Here is a 17175-nt window from a genome sequence, read left to right as displayed (position 1 = left end):
TCTTTTGTTTAGGGAAGGACAATGGGCGATATGCAGGCAAGATCCCAGTTCGCCGTCCTCTAGGATCGGTCGCCCATCCAATGGTCTGGAATTCCTTGTCTTCGCACGACGAACCCATGTAAACCACTTCCACTGTTGAACTTACCTGTCTTGAGCAGCTGCACCGAAAACAGTGCACGTTGACTTTACACAGGCATGGGGAGCTATTCTTGACTCTACAAAGCGAACAAAAAGCGAATAACAAATCATGGGCTACTCCTCACAAAGCGCGATACTGAAACGTGAGATCGAGGCAAAGCTCGCGTCTCGCATTCCGGCCGCTTTGTCACCTCAGGCTCATCAGGCCCCCCGGCTTATGGCCTCCGGCATCGCAGCGATTGACGCCTTGCTTGATGGCGGTCTACCGATCGGGGGAGTGACCGAGTTTACCGGCCTTGCAAGTTCCGGTCGGACTTCGATGGCGTTCTCGCTGCTTGCAGGAATGTCCGCTGACTCGGCCTGCGCCTATATTGACGTGGACAACACGCTAGATCCAAAGAGCGCAGCCGCAGCCGGCGTCAACCTCAGGAATCTGCTTTGGGTTCGAAACGCGGAAGCGAGCGCAGATCAGAAATATCCCACGTCTTTACCATCTGTCGCCCCCCTTGTTGCTCTGGCCAATCCCTTGAAGATGGTTGGGGGACATTGCGGCAGTCATCATCCTCGAACGGAAACGAAGGGCATCGGTGGTGCTCTCAGCACCCTGCTTAGCCAGAAAGCAGATGCGCGGCTCGAAAAGATGGAAGGGACACCGGGTTATCCAAACCGCAAACTAAGCCTCGCGGCGGCTCCGAAAGAGCAGATCGAGTATGAAAACTTCAATGCGCGGCACGCAGACGCTTCGGATCCGATTCGACAGGCAGACCGACGTTCCGCAAATGAGGCTCGCGAACGCGCGCAGGCTCCCACAGTCTTCAGCGCGATGACGAAGAAGCCGGAGAAGCCCTGGACCCGGCTGGATCGCGCCATCCGCGCAGCAAACCAAATCCTCCAGTCAGGCGGCTTTCGTGTTGGGGTTCTTGACCTTGCTTCAGTCCCTTCGGAACAGGCGTTTCGCATCCCCTCGGCAACGTGGTTCCGGTTTCGGCGTGCTGCGCAGGAGAGCGACGCAGTCTTCCTGTTGTTGACCCAGATCGCCTGTGCAAGATCGAGCGCCCTTTGTGTCCTCGATTGTTCCGCGGGCATTGCGAATGCCTCCGGAGATCTACTGAGCGGATTCATCCACACTGCGGAAGTAGCGCGACAACGAGTCAGCAACCCTTATGCAAAGAAGGCGCCCGGGCGCGCAATGCGTTGGGAAGCAACACCTGCCTGGATGCGGGCTACGGGGCGATAGCCATGGGATACGCGGCGATATATATTCCGGAGTTCCCCACGCTTGCTTGGCTACGGCTCGACAAAGGCGCTCGAACGCGCGCCGTTGCGGTGATCGATGGGAAGCCGCCACTTGAGAAGGTGGTCTCGTTCAATCGAGCTGCGAAGGAAATGGGCCTGAGTCATGGCATGAGCAAAGTTCAGGCGGACACCTCGGGCCGGGTCATCTTCCATCCGCGTTCGCTTCACGAGGAGAAGGAAGCCCTCGATCTCGTCTTTCAGGCTGCGGAGGGGTTTTCTCCACGGGTTCAGATCATCGCCTCTCCCTTGAATGAGTACGCAAAGACAGGCTGTCCAGCAGCAGCGCTACTGGTCGACCAAAGTGGAACGGAGACATTGTTTGGGGACGGTCGAAGCTATGCGACCAAGATTCGCGAAGCGCTCCAGGAAATCGAGTTTCACTCTAACGTGGCAGTGGCACCAAACGCGGAAGCAAGTCTGTTGCTGGCGAGAAGCTATAGCGGGGTCACACATGTCAGCGAGCGTGATGTGGAACGGAAATTAGCCCCGCTGCCGGTCTCAGCCTTACGCACTGAGATGTCGACCCTTGCTACACTGAAGCGTTGGGGCATCCGCAATCTCGGAGAACTGGCGGCGCTACCCGAGACCGCCCTCATTAGTCGGATCGGCCAGCAGGGTAAACGCCTGCAGAGGCTTGCGGTGGGACGTGAGGATCCCCCATGATGATCCGAAGGTGTACGAGTCGCTTCGCCGAGCCGACACGGTGGGCCTGTTTCAGGTCGAATCTCGCGCTCAGATGGCGTCTCTCCCACGCAACAATCCAGATAAGTTCTATGACCTCGTCGTTCAAGTAGCGATCATCCGCCCAGGACCCATCGTGGGCAAGATGATGAACCCCTACATGGAGCGCCGGCAGGGCAGGCAAGAGATTAGTTACCCGCACCATCTGCTTGAGCCGGTCCTACGAAGAACTCTCGGAGTACCGCTCTTTCAGGAACAATTGCTGCGCATCGCAATGACCATTGCCAACTTTACTGGTGGCGAAGCAGAGGAACTGCGCCGCGCTCTGGGTAGTCGTCGATCGGCAGACAAGATGAAGGCGCTCGAGCTTAAGCTGCGAGCTGGCATGGATGCGAATAGTGTGAGTCCGGCGGCTCAAGAAGAGATCGTTCAATCAATCAGTTCTTTCGCCTTGTATGGCTTTCCGGAGTCTCATGCCGCCAGCTTCGCGCTCATCGCGTATGCAAGCGCTTGGCTGAAGTTCCATTACCTCGGCGCATTCACCGCCGCGATCCTGAACAACCAACCTATGGGTTTCTACTCCGCGGCCGTGCTAGTCAAGGACGCGCAACGGCACGGGCTTCGCGTCAAGCCAGTCGATATCCTTCGTTCGTGCTGGTCATGCACGCTTGAGAAAGAAGAGGACGGCAAGCTCTCCTTACGGCTCGGATTTCGTTACGTCCGCGGAATGAGAGAGGCGAGTGCGGTTGAGCTTGAGGCCGCTCGCGCCATGCGTCCATTTGGATCTATCGAGGAGTTGGCGCGACGGGTTCCATCTTTAACGCGAGCAGATCTGGCGACGCTCGCCGAGGTGGGTGCGCTCAACACGATCGGTGAAGGGGTCCATCGGCGCGATGCGCTCTGGCAAGTCGAGCGAGCCGGGCGAGCAGCCGGTCCCCTTCTCGAGTCCCTTGACAGAGATGAAGAGGATAGCTCACCACTTCGTCCGATGGAACCGCACGAGAGAATGGTCGCGGACTACGCTTCAACCGGAGTGACTGTAGGGCGTCATCCCATGGCACACTGCCGCCCTCAACTCCGAAAGATGGACATCGTGCCGGCGAGAGACCTTTCGCTGCTTCGCCACGGAGTGAAAGCACGCATCGCTGGCTGCGTCATCGCCAGGCAACGCCCAGGAACCGCGCACGGATTCATCTTTCTCTCGATTGAAGACGAAACGGGAATGTCGAATGCGATCATCGATCCCGATCTCTATGAGAACCATCGATCCCTCGTAACCTATGCCAAATTCCTGCTGATCGAAGGGATTCTTCAAAACGTCGACAAGGTCATTCACATCCGCGCAAAACATATCGAAGAACTGACCGTGACAGCCGCCCCCATGCAGTCACACGACTGGCACTGATGAGCGAACACATGACTTCGCCGCCCGAACGCGAACCGCCAAAAGAATGGTGGTTGGAGAACGCGTGCCGGATCGCGGCTCATCGATTGCGGAACTCACAATATCTAAGCGCCAACACGATCCAATACGCGAACAGGTGAGGGACAGCGTCGAATTCGTCAGACTGGTTTGGGAAGCGATCGAGCAATCCTTACGCGAGGAAGATCCATGATCAAATCCAGGCTTAGCAACAGGCAGAAGGCGAATTGGACGTGCCCCCATTGTCGAGCGGAAGGGTCCATGGCACTTACCAGACTCGCAAGTCGCACCACAGATCTGTTTCGCTTGATGGTGCTCACGCTCACGATCTCGAAGATCGACATGGCTCTTGCTTAGCGGCCTACGGCATGGTCAGCAAGAAGGAGTTGCTCATACGCTTTGAAGATGACGTCACTGACGCTCTCGCAGCCTCTAAGCAGACTCGGATTTGGGCTTCCTTCAGTCCTGGACAATCAAACGAGGTTCAATTGTCCTTTTCTCCGGAGATCGCTCTACTTACTTTCGCAATCAAGGGACCAACCAGATTGTTCATCATCGCGCACGACTCGGGACCTACATTCGAGCGCTGAGATACCACTTCCTGGAACGTATGACCCCTCTGCAGACGGTATCTAGCTCCCCTGATCGCTCACGGCAGGCCAAGAGCTGGACAAGCGTCCTCGCACGCTCTTTCTGCCGGACGGGTGAGAATTGCGGCCAGCGGAGTGTGGCAGGCAGCATGTCCATCGCATTTATCGACGAGCACCTCGCGCTTTAGAAGCGAGCTTCAGCAGGTAGGCGTAATATAAAGCTGGACGTGCGAAAGCCACGGCCCGGTAGGTAGTCCGGGCGACGCGAGAGCGTTCGTACAAGTACCGTTCCCTAAAAGGGTGCGGTAACCGGTACGTCCCTTCCTCTGAGAGGAGAAGGGACGTTTATGGCTCAAATTAAAGTACTCATCGTTGGAGCTGGACTCGGCGGTATATGCCTTGCCCAGACGCTCCGCAAAGCCCACATTGACGTAGAAATCTTCGAACGGGACGCGAGCCCGTGGGATCGTCCGCAAGGATACCGTTTGCACTTGGAAGCAGACGCGCTGAATGCGCTCCGCGAAGTGCTCCCCTCGAGTCTCCACCAGCTCTTCGAAGCAACGGCTATGCGCACCGAGCCGTTCACCACCATTCTCAAGACTGACCTGAGCGTTGCCAAGCGCATTCCAACCGACGACGGACAGGATGCGCAGTTCTGGCCGGAGTTCATTTCGGACGAAAAGATTCACTGCAACGTGGATCGCGGAACCCTACGCGAAATTGCGCTGATCGGGCTTGAGAGCTGCTGTCACTTCAACAAGCAGCTCACCAGATACGAGTCCAAGGCAGATGGTGTGGTAGCGACCTTCGCCGACGGCACCAGTGCGAACGGACACGTATTGATCGGTGCAGACGGTATTCATTCCGCCGTTCGTCCGCAGCGCGCGCCCCAACTCAATACCATGGATGCAGGAGTGCAGGCCATCTACGGTCGCGTGCCTTATGAGCTCGCGGAAAAGCTGTTGCCTCCCGAGGCGTTGGAGGACATCTTCGGCATTGCAACTGACGAGCGTAAGCTATTCCTCGGCACGGGTGCGGTCAGATTTCCCACAAAACCAGATGTTGCCGCAAAGGAGATTCTTCGCTCGGCAACGCTTGAGCCGCGTGACAACTACGTGGTGTGCATCGTTGGTGGGCGGCATGAACTGTTTCCGCAGAGCCACGCCGAACTCCGCAGCGCTACGCCCAAGTATCTGCAGGCGGTCGCTGTCAAGATGCTTGAGGGCTGGCCGGAAAAGGCACGAGACTTGGTCGGCGGTGGAGACAGCGAATCGTTCTTCATCGTTAGCATGTCCACGAGCGTGCCTGGAGTGCTGGACTCACCCACGAACGTGACCTTGCTAGGCGACGCAGTGCACGCCATGACCCCGACGCTGGGCCGGGGAGCGAACCTCGCGATGCGCGACGCGGCGCTGCTCGGACGGCAGCTTAAGACGGTTGCGAGAGGAGAGAAGCCGTTGGCGGAGGCACTCGGATCCTACGAACAGGAACTCTTGCGGTATGGCTTCGACGTTGTGCGCGAGTCGGTTGCGATGGGCCAGCAGCGAATGGGACAAAACCCGCTTCCATAAACGATCAGTGGTGTTCTGACTGCGGGCGTCACTCACTCTGCCAGTCAGATACACCCTTGCGGTTCAATACAGTAACGCCGCAGTCGTCTCCGAACCACGTGAGACAAGCCAGAAGTGGCTCGGTTCTTCTCAATTATCTGCATAACTAGTCTCCAATCGGCCTGTTTCCTTCATGGCTGTAGGGTTCCAAATGAGGTGTTTATGGTAATCGCAAAGTGGTTGATTGTTCTTGTTGCCGTTTGGAACTGCGGCGGCTTCGTCGTGGATGCTCTGATTCCGATCACTGCCAAGCAGCATCTTCACAACCCGCGCTGGCCGCCGCACGCTAAGTTTCACAACTGCCAAACAATGGTAATAGGCATCCTCCTTGGCTTGATCACCTTATGGATCCTGTTTGCCATGCCGCTTACCTTCTCACGGATATGTTTAGCTGCGGCAGTCTCTGGAACATACTTCGTCAGCATGCTTTTTGCTCCCCTATTTCCGGGAACTGCCTGGCACGACCCGGAGTTCGTAGACCTTGATCCAATGTTCTTGGGCATGTCCGCACAAAAGCTCGTAGCCCTTATCGTTTGTACGCTTCTTCTCTGCGGCTGCATCTTTGCCTACGCGCGCAGGTGACAGAGGGCCTAGCTTTCGCAACGATTAATCACCTGCTGGGTTGGTACTGGGACATCGCACTTCGGGAAGTCATCCGGCCCGAACGGTTTCCGTACCGCTCGCAGGCCTCTACTGGCGAGAAATGCGTCACTCGGTACCTATGAAATTTAATGCGAGGCGCGAAATCTCAAGGTATCCCGTCCATGTGCTGAGACGAGTCTAATATGAGAAGACTACTGCGGACCGTCGATGCGTATACCAGTCGCGGTGCAATCTAGTCGAGTGAGATTTATGTTTGGTCCGGGGCTGCGGCTATGGCATTCTTCGAATGTAGTTCGAACCCTCCGAGGTGAATGCCTTTGATCCGCGAAATCTCTGTCATGCCAATGATCCATAAGGCTGCCGTTTGCCTTCCTCTTCTTTGCATCGGGAGTGCAGCCTTCGCTCAACAGCCACGCGAGCTCGTGAGTTGTAAGCCTATGAGCCAGAAGACGGTCGAGAACGGGTGCTGGATTATTGCGAGTCAGCCTCTCGGTGTTCCTGAAAGCCCCGTCTACTGGACGATTGATGTGTTCCCAACAAAGGAGCTTGCAGAGCAGGCGAAAGGAGCGCATGGAACAGTCGTCGAATCGTTGGGCAAGGTCTGGCTCCTCACAATCGGGGAGAAGCCGGAACTTCCTCCCTCGGGAACGCGCGTAACACAAATAGGGCCTCTCGCCGTCGTGAAGGAACGAAGCTATACCGCGCAATATATGGAGGCAAGTCTACAGCCCGGGATGGTAAGCAAGACCCACCTCCATTCAGGAGTTGAGGCTTTTTATACCGAGAGCGGCGAGACCTGTTTGGAGACTCCGAGCGGAATCCAGATCGGAGGGAAAGGATCGAACATTGTCGTTCCCGAGGGCGTGCCGATGGAACTGACGGCTGTTGGAACAGAGGCTCGACGCGGGCTGATCCTCATTCTCCATGATGCATCGAAGCCGCCGACCACCTTGGTAGATACCTGGAAGTCAAAACATCTTTGCGAGTCTGTGAAGTAAGAAACAGGACAGGACGCAACTATTGCGCGCATAAGTAAGGGCAACGCTCTTTGCGGAAATGATCCAGGGAACCACCGGCACGTCGGTGAGTGCATTGACCTGTTCTCATCATTTGAATGAATATGGAGCACGGTACTCCACCAAGGCGGCGATTAAGGAACGAAAACTCTGCCGCGGTGGAAGTGAGCTGTTCCTAGGGATTCGCACGGTAACGCAGTCCGTCGATCAGAACATCCACCATCTTGCCCGCATAAGCGGGTTTTTCTCCATAGGGTCCGCGGCACATCGTAGCCACCGTCCATAAGAGTTCCTCTGCGTCAATATCGCTGCGGACAGCCTTAACGGCGATGGCACCGTCGAGCAGCTCACGAAGTGCACCGCCCAGACGTTCCATCACGTACCCAGGCAGGGCTGCGTAGGCGGGATCGCCCGAGTGCAGGGCAGCCGCCAGGCCACGCTTCGCCCCAACAAAATCCATCAAGCGGTGGAGCCAGCGGGCCAGCGCTTCCTCCGGCTCATATTCGCTTGCGAAGATAGCGGCTTCGTCCGCGCATGCTTCCACATGCGACTGCATGGCCGCCACGATGAGGTCGGAGCGATGCGGAAAATGGCGATACACGGTTCCCAGACCAACGCCGGCTCGTTGCGCAATCTCGCGCACAGGAGCATCCACGCCGGACGTCGCGAACACCTCGGCGGCAGCACTTAGAAGAGCTGTGAGGTTCTGCTTGGCATGCGCACGCACCGGCGGCAGCTTCGCTGTTGTGCTCTTCTTCGGCGCGCCGGTAGACGGTGTTTTCACGATGCTTCCCTTGCTTGCGGAACAATGTTCCGGTAATATCGGAACATTGTTCCGCTGTTCTTTGAGAATAGCAGGACAGTCCCAAGGAGGATACAAAATGTCGAATCAACGTATAGCTCTCGTGACTGGAGCGAATCAGGGAGTCGGATTCCAGGTTGCGAAGGAACTCGCCGCCAATGGTGTGATGGTTTACGTCGGGTCTCGCAATCTGGAGCGCGGCGAAGCTGCTGCGAAAGAGATCGGCAACGGTGCGATCGCGCTACAGATCGATGTCACCGATCAGGCTTCGATCGGCGCTGCGGCTGAGCGGGTCCGCACGGAGTTTGGCCGCCTTGATCTGCTTGTCAACAACGCAGCTATCTCGAACACAAGCAGGGCCGACCGCTCGCTCGAGGAGTTTTCCAAACTCACCCGTGCAAGCAAGATTTCTCTGGACGAGGTCCGCGCCATCTGGGAGACGAACGTCTTCGGTGCGCTTGCTGTGTATCAAGCCATGTTGCCGCTCCTGCGGGAATCCGCGCACGCACATATCGTCAATGTCTCCAGCGGCGTAGGTTCGCTGACTACGAATGCAAATCCTGATTTGCAATATCGCAAGATGTACAGCCCGGGCTATGCGGCCTCGAAGACAGCTCTGAACGCCATCACGTTAGCCATGATGATCGAACTGGAAGGCAGCGGGATCAAAGTCAACCTCGTATCGCCAGGCTTCACCAAAACGAATCTCAACGGCTATGCCGGGCCGGAGTCGCTTGAGGAAGGTTCTCGCGAGGTTGTGCGAGTCGCCCTGCTCGGACCAGATGGTCCCACCGGAACCTTCACGCGCTGGGAAGGTAAAACGATCCCCTGGTAAGTAGGAATTCCGTCCATAGGACCATCAAAGGCTGCTTCGGCCGCACACCGAGAGAAGAAAGGAAACTGCCGTGAAATACCGCACGCTAGGCCGGACAGGCATCAAGGTCAGCCCATATTGCTTAGGAGCGATGATGTTCGGCGGCATCGCCAACTCCGATCACGACGACTGCATTCGTATCATCCACAAGGCCTTGGACTTCGGCATCAACTTCGTCGACACCGCCGATCGATACAGCAACGGAGAGTCGGAGGAGATCGTCGGCAAGGCGCTCAAGGGTCGTCGCCAAAATATCGTGCTGGCCACCAAGGTGAACGGCGCAATGGGCGAGGATCCGAATCAGCAGGGCAATTCGCGCCGTTGGATCACACAGGCCGTCGAGGCGTCGTTGCGCCGTCTTCAGACCGACCACATCGATCTTTACCAGATCCACCGGCCCTCTCCCGACACCGACATCGAGGAGACGTTGTCGGTGCTCACGGACCTGATGCGCGCTGGCAAGGTGCGCGCCATCGGGTCATCGACGTTTCCTGCTTCCGAGATCGTGGAGGCGCAATGGGTGGCGGAGCACCGTGGCCTGGCTCGCTTCCGAACCGAGCAGCCACCTTATTCGATCCTCAACCGCAGTATCGAACAGGAGGTTCTGCCCATCTGCGAGAAGTATGGGATGGGCGCGCTGGTCTGGAGCCCGCTGGCAAAGGGTATGCTCACTGGGCGCTACCGCAAGGGTCACTCTCTGCCGGAGAGCCTGCGCGTCAAGGTCTTTCCCAAACAGATGTCCGACGAGCGCAATCTGGAGGCGGTCGAACGCCTCATCCCCATCGCCGAGGAAGCCGGGATTTCGTTGACACACCTGGCGATGGCGTTTGTGATGGCTCACCCCGGTGTAACATCGGCGATTCTCGGTCCACGCACGATGCAACAGTTGGACGATCTGCTCGCCGGCGCCGAAGTTGCGCTTAGCGACGAAATCCTGGATAGGATCGACGAGGTCGTTGCGCCGGGGACCGATGCGGGGCCGATGGGCGCACTCTACACTCCGCCGGCAGTGACTCAGGCGAGCCTACGGCGTCGTCCAGATCGGGTTGCAGTTTGACCGAAGTGCTGGGACTTGCGGGTTCAAGGAGTTTTTCGATTTACGCAAATCGCCGATGCACCCATCGAGTCCAATCTCGACGTCGAAACGCGCATTGGCCTGAAAGCAACAGTTGAGCAACTGCGATGAAAGTTCGATGGACCGTAGCCGCCATAGCGGGACCTATAGCTCAGGAGTACGACGACAAGCATTTACGCTTCGTAGAAGCGCGCATTCACGCGCTCCTGAACCGGGCTATACGTCTCGCTCTGCGCTTTCAGTCAGGAGCACGAGCTTTCCGTGAGCGTGTTTGCTTTGGCTGACCTCGAGTGCTGCGCGCCATTCACTCAGAGGAAAGGTACGAGCGAGCGGAACCGTAAACTTGCCTTCCGCTGCCAGCTGTGCAAATTCGGCGAGCATACCGTAGGAAACTTTCTTGCCCGCCGATTCTTCGATGTTGTTGCGAACGCCTAATTCCTTGGCTGCAGCGAAATCGCTGATGGTCATGACCCGCTTGGGATCTCCCGCGATCTTGACGAGCGCAGGCAGGGATCCGCTGACGGGTGCCGTGTCGACGACCAAATCCGGAGACTTGCCAGCCAGCTGAAGAACTCGCTCGACCATGCCTTCGCCGTACGGGGTTACAACGGCGCCGAGTTCGCGCAATCGGTCCGCAAACGTCTCGCCGGCAGTAGTAATTACACGAGCACCACGCATCAGCGCCATCTGAGCTGCAGCGAACCCAACTGTAGAGCCCGCGCCATGGATCAAGACGGTATGCTCAGCCTTCACTCCAACCAGTTCGATTGTGCTGAAAGCTGTCATGACGGCCATAGGTAGCGCCGCTGCTTGAATCGGATCGAGAGTGTCTGGGGTATGCGCCCAGTGCTCCAAAATCCCAAAATCCGCTGCTCCTGCGCTGGCAGTCGTGACGAAGTCTACAGGTCCAAAGACCGCGTCGCCAACGGTGACCCCCTGGACACCTTCTCCGACAGCATCCACGGTTCCAGAAACCTCCAGCCCGATGCCACGCGGAAGATCTTTCGCAAAGAGTCCTCGACAAAGGGCCCAATCGGCCGGATTCAGTCCGCAGGCGATCACACGCACGCGAATGCGATTCGAAGTCGGAGCTGGAAGCATGGTCTCCTCCATGTGCAGGACGTCTGCGGGTTCACCGTAACTATGAAAACGCACTGTTCTTGTCTTGATTGGGCCGGTCTCAGAAACGTTCACTGTTCACCTCTGGAATGCTGCCGAAATGGATTACTTCGGCCACAGAGTCGAGCATAGCTCTCAGAAGACGTACGCTCAATGCTGCCACGTTCACAATATCGTCGTGATCGTACAATCGCCCTTATGGATCCTCTGTCGGACGTGCTGTCTCTTCTGAAGCCTCGCGCATACGTTACTGGCTGTTTGTCCGCAGGCAATCCGTGGTCGCTTCAACTGCCTGCATACGAAGGCATCAAGTGCTACGCGGTGGTTACCGGCGAATGCTGGCTTTCAGTTTCAGGTGTCGAGCAACCAGTCCGATTGCGCGCCGGAAATTGCCTACTCCTGCCGCATGGCCGCCCTTTTTTGATCGCGAGCGACCTCGCCCTGCCGCCGGTGGACGCGCGGACGATTATCGCGTCGATTGAAAGGTACCAAGGCGTCCTCACGGTCACTCCGGGAGACGATTTCTTTCTGCTTGGAAGCCACTTCGCACTTGAGGGAGATGCTCGCTTTTTGCTGGAAGTGTTGCCTACCATCGTCATGTTGAAGGATGAGGCGCAACAAGAGTCCGTACGGTGGGCGGTAGAAAGGATGCTCCGCGAAATGCGAGACTTTCAGCCCGGAGGTACCTTGGTTGCTCAACAGGTCGCCTATACGCTGCTCGTGGAGGCTCTTCGTTTGCACAGCGCGGATGATGCTCGACGCGGCTCCGGTTGGCTTTTCGCTCTCGCAGACCCGCGCATGAGAACAGTGCTCACACTCATTCATCAGAGCCCCGCTCATGGCTGGACGCTCGAAGAACTCGCTCGTTCTGTAGGAATGTCACGAACCGCGTTCGCCCAGAACTTCAGGGGGAGTGTAGGAGAATCGCCCATGGCGTACATCAGGCGGTGGCGAATGACCTTGGCTGCAAACCGTATTCAAGACAAACGTGAGTCGATCGCATCCGTTGCACCATCGCTGGGCTATCAGTCAGAGAGCGCGTTCAGCGCAGCGTTCAAGCGGCACTGGGGCCGATCCCCCAGACAATATCATCAGGAGCCAACGCCTTGAAAAGTTCGCGACGATTCTTGCTCCTCCAGCCATGGATCAAACGCGTGTCGTGGAAGTTGGTCTCGAAAATGGACTCTATTGCTATATGTTTTGCGACCGATCAGAGGATACTGTCCGGTGTTGGGGTTTTAGGATCCAGCGGCGGCCAATCTATCCCGCCAGATTGCCCCCAGTGACAGCGTTGTTGGTTCTGCCCCTACTTGGTGCGGTTTTCGGTCTGATGGTCGGATATCTCACCGTCATGCGCACACAGAACGCCATGGATGACCGGCTAGACCGCATCGAGCAGTTCTTCTCTACGCCCGCACAGCCGGTTCCTGCAGCGCCCGAGCCGCCTGCACCAGCGCACAAAGGGGAAAGCGAAGTAGGCACCGGAAAGCATGGGCCTCACCCAAGGGAGGCTATGGATTTTACGCGCAAGCGCTTGGAACGCGGAAAGAGCCCCGCGTCCCACAAACCCACAGCCTCGGCGGCGGGGAGAATTGAAGTTTGCCGCAAACCCGACTTTTCGGCAATGCCGGGGGGGGATTATCTTTAGGTCAGATTTTGTGCGTCGGAGATCCCATGAAGGCTCATAAACCTGCGGTAGTGGTTTTCGAATGCGTCTTGCTTTTTGTCGTACTCCTGGTCGCTGGCGAATGGATAGGGAGCACCTTCTTTCATCTGTATAGCCCAAGCTCCGAACACGAGAGCGTTGTCCTGCGGGAATACTCTGCGCGACCCGTGATCGAATCCTTTGCTGTCCCCTACTCAATTGAGATGGGGGAGGGGGTTTCCTCAGCTGCAGGTTCAAAGTTCGTGACCAACGAACGGACCATCGATTCGACGTTTGCCGTCAAGACTGACCATAGCCTCTCCTTCATGAATGCAATGAGCGAGGACGTGGCTGCACAGTTCATCAGAAAGGGTGCGACGATTGTCGCTACGAGAGTTGGCCCCCAAGGTGAATACCAGCTCGCTTATAGAGATGGAACGAGCGCAGGAAGCGTGGTGTGTTTCCCCCTTGCCGATGTACAGAGCCCAAATCAATTTCCTACCGTGGGGACGCAGAAAGTGCGCTCGCATATCGTCATTTCCGAAAAGTGGTTTCCCAGAGAGATGGACGCGATCCGGGCAAGCACCCAACCTCAATAGCTCCGCTTGTTCAGCACGCGGGTGAACACGAACATGGCTGTGCTGGTCATCGAGAACCAATCCAGCGCTAGACAAATCCTGCTCTTCGCAAAAGAAGTTCTTCGGAGACGGGATTGCGGAAACTACCCCTGACAACCGGAGTTATCATGGGTAGCGCAGAGAGAAGAGGTTCGCTACCTAGCAGCGGTGTGTGGCCGGGGATGGCTTGCTAAGGGACGAATTGGCAACAGCAAGTTTAAGCAAGATCCCGGCGTGGCTTGGGACGCTGGCTTCCTATCTCAAGCAACGTAGTCGAATTCTGCGTAGCAATGTGGTCGACAGCATAAAGATCAACACGCAGATGAAGAATGAATCGATGGGCTTGTGGCTACGAAAGAGCAGCATGACCAGCAAAATCACTGAGACAGACAACGTGAGGTAGATAGGAAGTTCCCACCACCGCAGCCTGTTATCCCATCGACTTTTCGAAGCTAAATAATTCAGCGTCTCTTGAGGAATTCGACCAGCATGTCGCAGCTTATTTCGGTCGGTGCTGTTCATCAAAGTTGACCTCCACTGGGAATCATCGTAAACCTAGGCCAGAGATAAGCGAAAGAGCGCTGTGCGTTTTGTGCTCACTGAAACGCCCGTTCAAGCCTGAATGACTACGCTCTTAATCTAGGAAACGCCCATCTCAGCGACTCGCGTCGCAGCTTCCTCACGGCCTGAAAGATAGAAACCAAAGAAGAATCAGCGGATTGGACAAACTGATAGAGGAAGATCGGTAGGGTTAGCTCTGAGTTCTATTGCAAGCTTGCACTCTTCGTTCGGACAGTTGAAGTGCTGGGGCTGTTCAAATGCCCTTGTAGACGAAGGAAGCAAGCGATATTTGCCGGAGCCAATTTTTCCGAGATCGAATCGACCGTCGCCGTTTGTGGTGACGATTTTGACTGGCATTTGCTGCTTTGCCGAAAGATAGCTGCGAAGCTCGACTTTTGAGGTCTTCAAGGGCGCTCCAGCCTGATCAACCACCCGGCCAGAGATGCGTACGGGGGTGCTCAGTTGAAGATTGGACTTAACGTGTTCAGCCTTCTCGCAAAAACTGGGGTCTGAGGTGCCATTTTGGACGACCTGACCGAGCAAAAATGGCGGGTTTATCGCAGCAATCGCGAAGACTGACAGGACAAAAAGGTAACTATGCACCCGCAGAGTCATTTTCAAAGTCAATGTCTAGCCTCCAACTTTGCAGCTTCCAACAGACCTAAGATCGCAGCATGATCGAAGTATTGGCCATGCAGCCACACTGCCTCAATCTGAGTCGTGTTGTGAATGTCGGCAAGCGGATCGGCACGGAGCAGGACCAGATCGGCGCTTTTGCCGGCTTCGACGCTTCCCAAATCGGACGTCCGATGCAGAAAGCGAGCAGGGTTGATCGTTGCGGTTTGCAGGGCGGCGAGCGGCGAAAGGCCTGAATCGACCATGAACGTTAGCTCATCATGAAGGCTGAAACCCGGTAAGCAATAGGGATTCATTGCATCCGTCCCAGCCATGAGCGGTACGCCAGCCCGATACATGCCGCCCACAATCTTCTCGTCCACCCCGACGATGCCTCGTGCCATTTGGTAGTCCGAATTGTTCCAGCGCCTGATCTGGGGCTGTGTTCTTTCCTCCCATCTCTCCCTGGATTTGTGATCGACATAGGTCAATCGAGGATCGGAGGTCATCTTGGAATCGTCCAGCCTGCCCCACATGCGATTTACCGTCAAGGTCGGAACCTGCCAAGTATCGTTCTGACGAAACTCGGCAAAGAGAGTCTGGCACTTTGCCTGGTCGAAGCTACGGTAGCCCTCAGCCTCAACCCTGAGCCGATCGAGGAAGAATCGTGCATGTTCGATTGCGGTGTTCAAGCTCTCCTGTTTGCTCGAACAGGCCAGGGCAATTCCTGTAAGGTGTTCGATCGAGCGCTGACCGGCCGCTGACGCCTCCTGTGCTGTTACGGCCTCCGGGACATGGCCTTCAAAGTCGATATGCTGCAGCTTCGCCTCATCTGCCAAAGCAAAGTAAGCGTCGCGTGGAACTCCGTCATATACCTTGATGAAATCAGCCCCGCCAGCTTTGATCTCATCGACTGTACGGCGGGCGTCGGCAGGTTTCTTGACGACGATTGAGCCGGGCCACATTGGAGAGCTGCCGTCGACAATTGCGCTCGCCAAATAAATAAAGGGCGAGGGTTTCTTTTCGGAGAGCTCAACTCGTGGAGCTGCCGTATCCCGCTCCCTGGCCATCATGCGAACTCCCGTTACGCCATTCGCAATGTAAAGAGGCAGCTCGCCCGTATCATGGACGTGGACATGCATGTCCCATAAGCCAGGAATGAGAAAGCCTCCGTGACCATCGACCGCGCCCGCTGATCCCCCATCTCCAGGCGCTGTCGACGCGACAGAGACAATCCGGCCTTCTTGAAGCTTGACCGTCTGCTCCTTGGCCTCTTCGCCCGTCCCTACGTTTATGACGGTGACATGTTGGATCAGGGTCACTGGCGAGGAGGGTTCCTGAGCAAAGATTACACAAAGCGAAAAGGCCAGCGTCAGAAGCAGTGGCTTCACCTGTCCTCCTTAAGGGGCTCCATTAAGCGTCAGAAATACAACATTTAGCCGCAGTCCTGCGAATACCTCTATTCGATAGGATAGACCCGGTGGGGTGTCGTTCGTGCGCTGTCCCCGATCTTTGGTTTATGAACCCAAAGTGCGTGACAATCCCTTGCGGCCTTATAGGGCAGTCCGCTCCTGAATGAGTGCCTCGGCCTGAACGCGCCAATCCGCCTTCGCCAGCGCCTGCGCATTGACTCAGCAGTCGGAAACTTCCTTCGGGGGCGTTCTAGGCACTTCACTTCGAGTAATCTGTTGAAATGCTGAGTTCCTTCCACTCTTTCCCCGACTCGATCTTTGCTAAGTCATTCTTTTCGATGGCGTTGTACGCGTCACTCCCAATAATGAGCCGGAAAGGCGGATTCTTTTCCGAGGCGATCCGCAAAACAGCCGCAGCCGCCCGCTTGGGATCGCCAGGCTGCTTGCCATTAAACTCGCGCTGAAAGCGCGCGGTCTTGCCCACGGTCTCGTCGTACTCAGGCCTGCCCTCCTGAAGTCTGGTGGAGGCTCCAGCAAAGTCCGTCCGAAATCCACCTGGCTCCACGATGGTGACCTTTACTCCGAATGGCGCGACTTCCTTCGCCAGCGTCTCCGAGAAGCCCTCCACTCCCCATTTTGCCGCAGCGTAAGGGGCTCGACCGATCGGGCCGATACGACCAGCAATCGAAGTGACTTGGATGAAATGCCCGGCTTTCTGTTCACGAAAATGTGGAAGAGCCGCCTTCGTCAAGATGATGGTCCCGAAGAGATTGGTCTCAATCTGCTCCCGAAACTCAGCTAGGCTTGTGTCTTCAACGGGGGCCACATTGCCGTAGCCAGCATTGTTGACGAGTACATCGAGGCGACCGAACTTGCTGATCGTGGTCTCAACTGCCTCGCTTGCCTGGGCCTCGTTAGTGACGTCCAACGCGATCGGCAACACCCTATCCCCATAGGTCTTATGGAGGTTCGCGAGGTCAGTTACCTTCCGTGCCGTAGCCGCTAACTTGTGACCGGCCTCGAGCGCTGCGATTGCAAATTCCCGGCCGAGACCACGTGAACTTCCTGTGATGAGCCATACCTGAGACATATCGTTCT

At 56.6% G+C, this 17175-nt stretch carries 16 protein-coding genes; 11 read left to right on the top strand and 5 right to left on the bottom strand.

What is annotated here, in order from left to right; all coding sequences use genetic code 11:
- Window positions 1-247 precede the first annotated feature (247 nt).
- The 6 genes from ACPOL_RS14415 (at window position 248) to ACPOL_RS14385 (ending at window position 7339) form a co-directional block, all read left to right on the top strand.
- Window positions 248-1375, top strand: coding sequence for a P-loop NTPase family protein (locus tag ACPOL_RS14415; RefSeq protein WP_114207668.1), 1128 nt, complete (start codon window positions 248-250; stop codon window positions 1373-1375).
- Window positions 1333-2097 carry a Y-family DNA polymerase gene (locus ACPOL_RS14410; protein WP_201759234.1) on the top strand — a complete coding sequence of 255 codons (765 nt, stop codon included), beginning with the start codon at window positions 1333-1335 and terminating at the stop codon, window positions 2095-2097. The genes ACPOL_RS14415 and ACPOL_RS14410 overlap by 43 nt, the downstream gene beginning before the upstream one ends.
- Complete coding sequence (locus ACPOL_RS14405) at window positions 2081-3520, top strand: helix-hairpin-helix domain-containing protein (protein WP_338026794.1); 1440 nt, start codon at window positions 2081-2083, stop codon at window positions 3518-3520. Before ACPOL_RS14410 ends, ACPOL_RS14405 begins: the two co-directional genes overlap by 17 nt.
- Window positions 3521-4475: 955 nt before the next feature.
- Entirely contained in the window at window positions 4476-5699 is a 1224-nt protein-coding gene (locus ACPOL_RS14395; RefSeq protein ID WP_114207666.1) for an FAD-dependent oxidoreductase, read from the top strand.
- Between the two features lie 201 nt (window positions 5700-5900).
- Window positions 5901-6320: a DUF6640 family protein gene (locus ACPOL_RS14390; RefSeq protein WP_114207665.1), complete on the top strand. Its 420-nt coding sequence runs from the start codon at window positions 5901-5903 to the stop codon at window positions 6318-6320.
- A 458-nt stretch (window positions 6321-6778) separates the two neighbouring features.
- Window positions 6779-7339, top strand: a complete 561-nt coding sequence (locus ACPOL_RS14385) for a cupin domain-containing protein (RefSeq protein ID WP_150133005.1) — start codon at window positions 6779-6781, stop codon at window positions 7337-7339.
- A 193-nt stretch (window positions 7340-7532) separates the two neighbouring features.
- Here ACPOL_RS14385 and ACPOL_RS14380 read toward each other — a convergent pair whose 3' ends face one another.
- Window positions 7533-8141 carry a TetR/AcrR family transcriptional regulator gene (locus tag ACPOL_RS14380; protein ID WP_236657473.1) on the bottom strand — a complete coding sequence of 203 codons (609 nt, stop codon included), beginning with the start codon at window positions 8139-8141 and terminating at the stop codon, window positions 7533-7535.
- A 97-nt stretch (window positions 8142-8238) separates the two neighbouring features.
- Here ACPOL_RS14380 and ACPOL_RS14375 point away from each other — a divergent pair, with 97 nt between their 5' ends.
- A complete protein-coding gene (locus tag ACPOL_RS14375; protein WP_114207663.1) occupies window positions 8239-8994 on the top strand; it encodes an SDR family NAD(P)-dependent oxidoreductase in 756 nt (251 codons plus the stop codon).
- A 70-nt stretch (window positions 8995-9064) separates the two neighbouring features.
- Entirely contained in the window at window positions 9065-10090 is a 1026-nt protein-coding gene (locus tag ACPOL_RS14370) for an aldo/keto reductase (protein ID WP_114207662.1), read from the top strand.
- 234 nt (window positions 10091-10324) lie between these two features.
- Here ACPOL_RS14370 and ACPOL_RS14365 read toward each other — a convergent pair whose 3' ends face one another.
- The gene (locus ACPOL_RS14365; protein ID WP_201759233.1) at window positions 10325-11209 is read right to left on the bottom strand and encodes an NADP-dependent oxidoreductase; all 885 of its coding nucleotides are present in this window, start codon (window positions 11207-11209) and stop codon (window positions 10325-10327) included.
- Between the two features lie 171 nt (window positions 11210-11380).
- On the opposite strand from ACPOL_RS14365, the gene ACPOL_RS14360 reads away from it, so the two are divergent.
- The 3 genes from ACPOL_RS14360 (at window position 11381) to ACPOL_RS14350 (ending at window position 13471) form a co-directional block, all read left to right on the top strand.
- The gene (locus ACPOL_RS14360) at window positions 11381-12337 is read left to right on the top strand and encodes an AraC family transcriptional regulator (protein ID WP_201759232.1); all 957 of its coding nucleotides are present in this window, start codon (window positions 11381-11383) and stop codon (window positions 12335-12337) included.
- A gap of 172 nt (window positions 12338-12509) precedes the next feature.
- Window positions 12510-12875, top strand: a complete 366-nt coding sequence (locus ACPOL_RS14355) for a hypothetical protein (protein WP_150133004.1) — start codon at window positions 12510-12512, stop codon at window positions 12873-12875.
- Between the two features lie 26 nt (window positions 12876-12901).
- A complete protein-coding gene (locus tag ACPOL_RS14350; protein ID WP_114207660.1) occupies window positions 12902-13471 on the top strand; it encodes a hypothetical protein in 570 nt (189 codons plus the stop codon).
- Between the two features lie 729 nt (window positions 13472-14200).
- Here ACPOL_RS14350 and ACPOL_RS14340 read toward each other — a convergent pair.
- From ACPOL_RS14340 to ACPOL_RS14330, 3 genes are all read right to left on the bottom strand, one after another.
- Window positions 14201-14677, bottom strand: coding sequence for a carboxypeptidase-like regulatory domain-containing protein (locus ACPOL_RS14340; protein ID WP_114207658.1), 477 nt, complete (start codon window positions 14675-14677; stop codon window positions 14201-14203).
- Window positions 14674-16056 carry an amidohydrolase family protein gene (locus ACPOL_RS14335; RefSeq protein ID WP_114207657.1) on the bottom strand — a complete coding sequence of 461 codons (1383 nt, stop codon included), beginning with the start codon at window positions 16054-16056 and terminating at the stop codon, window positions 14674-14676. Before ACPOL_RS14335 ends, ACPOL_RS14340 begins: the two co-directional genes overlap by 4 nt.
- Window positions 16057-16336: 280 nt before the next feature.
- Complete coding sequence (locus ACPOL_RS14330; protein WP_114207656.1) at window positions 16337-17167, bottom strand: oxidoreductase; 831 nt, start codon at window positions 17165-17167, stop codon at window positions 16337-16339.
- Between the last annotated feature and the right edge of the window lie 8 nt (window positions 17168-17175).

The organism is Acidisarcina polymorpha, assembly GCF_003330725.1.
Taxonomy (GTDB): Bacteria; Acidobacteriota; Terriglobia; order Terriglobales; family Acidobacteriaceae; genus Acidisarcina; species Acidisarcina polymorpha.
The sequence above is the reverse complement of the archived record's forward strand: the minus strand, read 5'-3'. Positions and strand labels throughout refer to the sequence as shown.

Bases quoted from the DNA above. Each gene is read 5' to 3' on its own strand.
- ACPOL_RS14415 (WP_114207668.1), top strand. From the start codon at position 248: ATGGGCTACTCCTCACAAAGCGCGATACTGAAACGTGAGATCGAGGCA.
- ACPOL_RS14385 (WP_150133005.1), top strand. From the start codon at position 6,779: ATGAGCCAGAAGACGGTCGAGAACGGGTGCTGGATTATTGCGAGTCAG.
- ACPOL_RS14395 (WP_114207666.1), top strand. From the start codon at position 4,476: ATGGCTCAAATTAAAGTACTCATCGTTGGAGCTGGACTCGGCGGTATA.
- ACPOL_RS14330 (WP_114207656.1), bottom strand. From the start codon at position 17,167: ATGTCTCAGGTATGGCTCATCACAGGAAGTTCACGTGGTCTCGGCCGG.
- ACPOL_RS14360 (WP_201759232.1), top strand. From the start codon at position 11,381: ATGCTGCCACGTTCACAATATCGTCGTGATCGTACAATCGCCCTTATG.
- ACPOL_RS14365 (WP_201759233.1), bottom strand. From the start codon at position 11,209: ATGCTTCCAGCTCCGACTTCGAATCGCATTCGCGTGCGTGTGATCGCC.
- ACPOL_RS14350 (WP_114207660.1), top strand. From the start codon at position 12,902: ATGAAGGCTCATAAACCTGCGGTAGTGGTTTTCGAATGCGTCTTGCTT.
- ACPOL_RS14390 (WP_114207665.1), top strand. From the start codon at position 5,901: ATGGTAATCGCAAAGTGGTTGATTGTTCTTGTTGCCGTTTGGAACTGC.
- ACPOL_RS14375 (WP_114207663.1), top strand. From the start codon at position 8,239: ATGTCGAATCAACGTATAGCTCTCGTGACTGGAGCGAATCAGGGAGTC.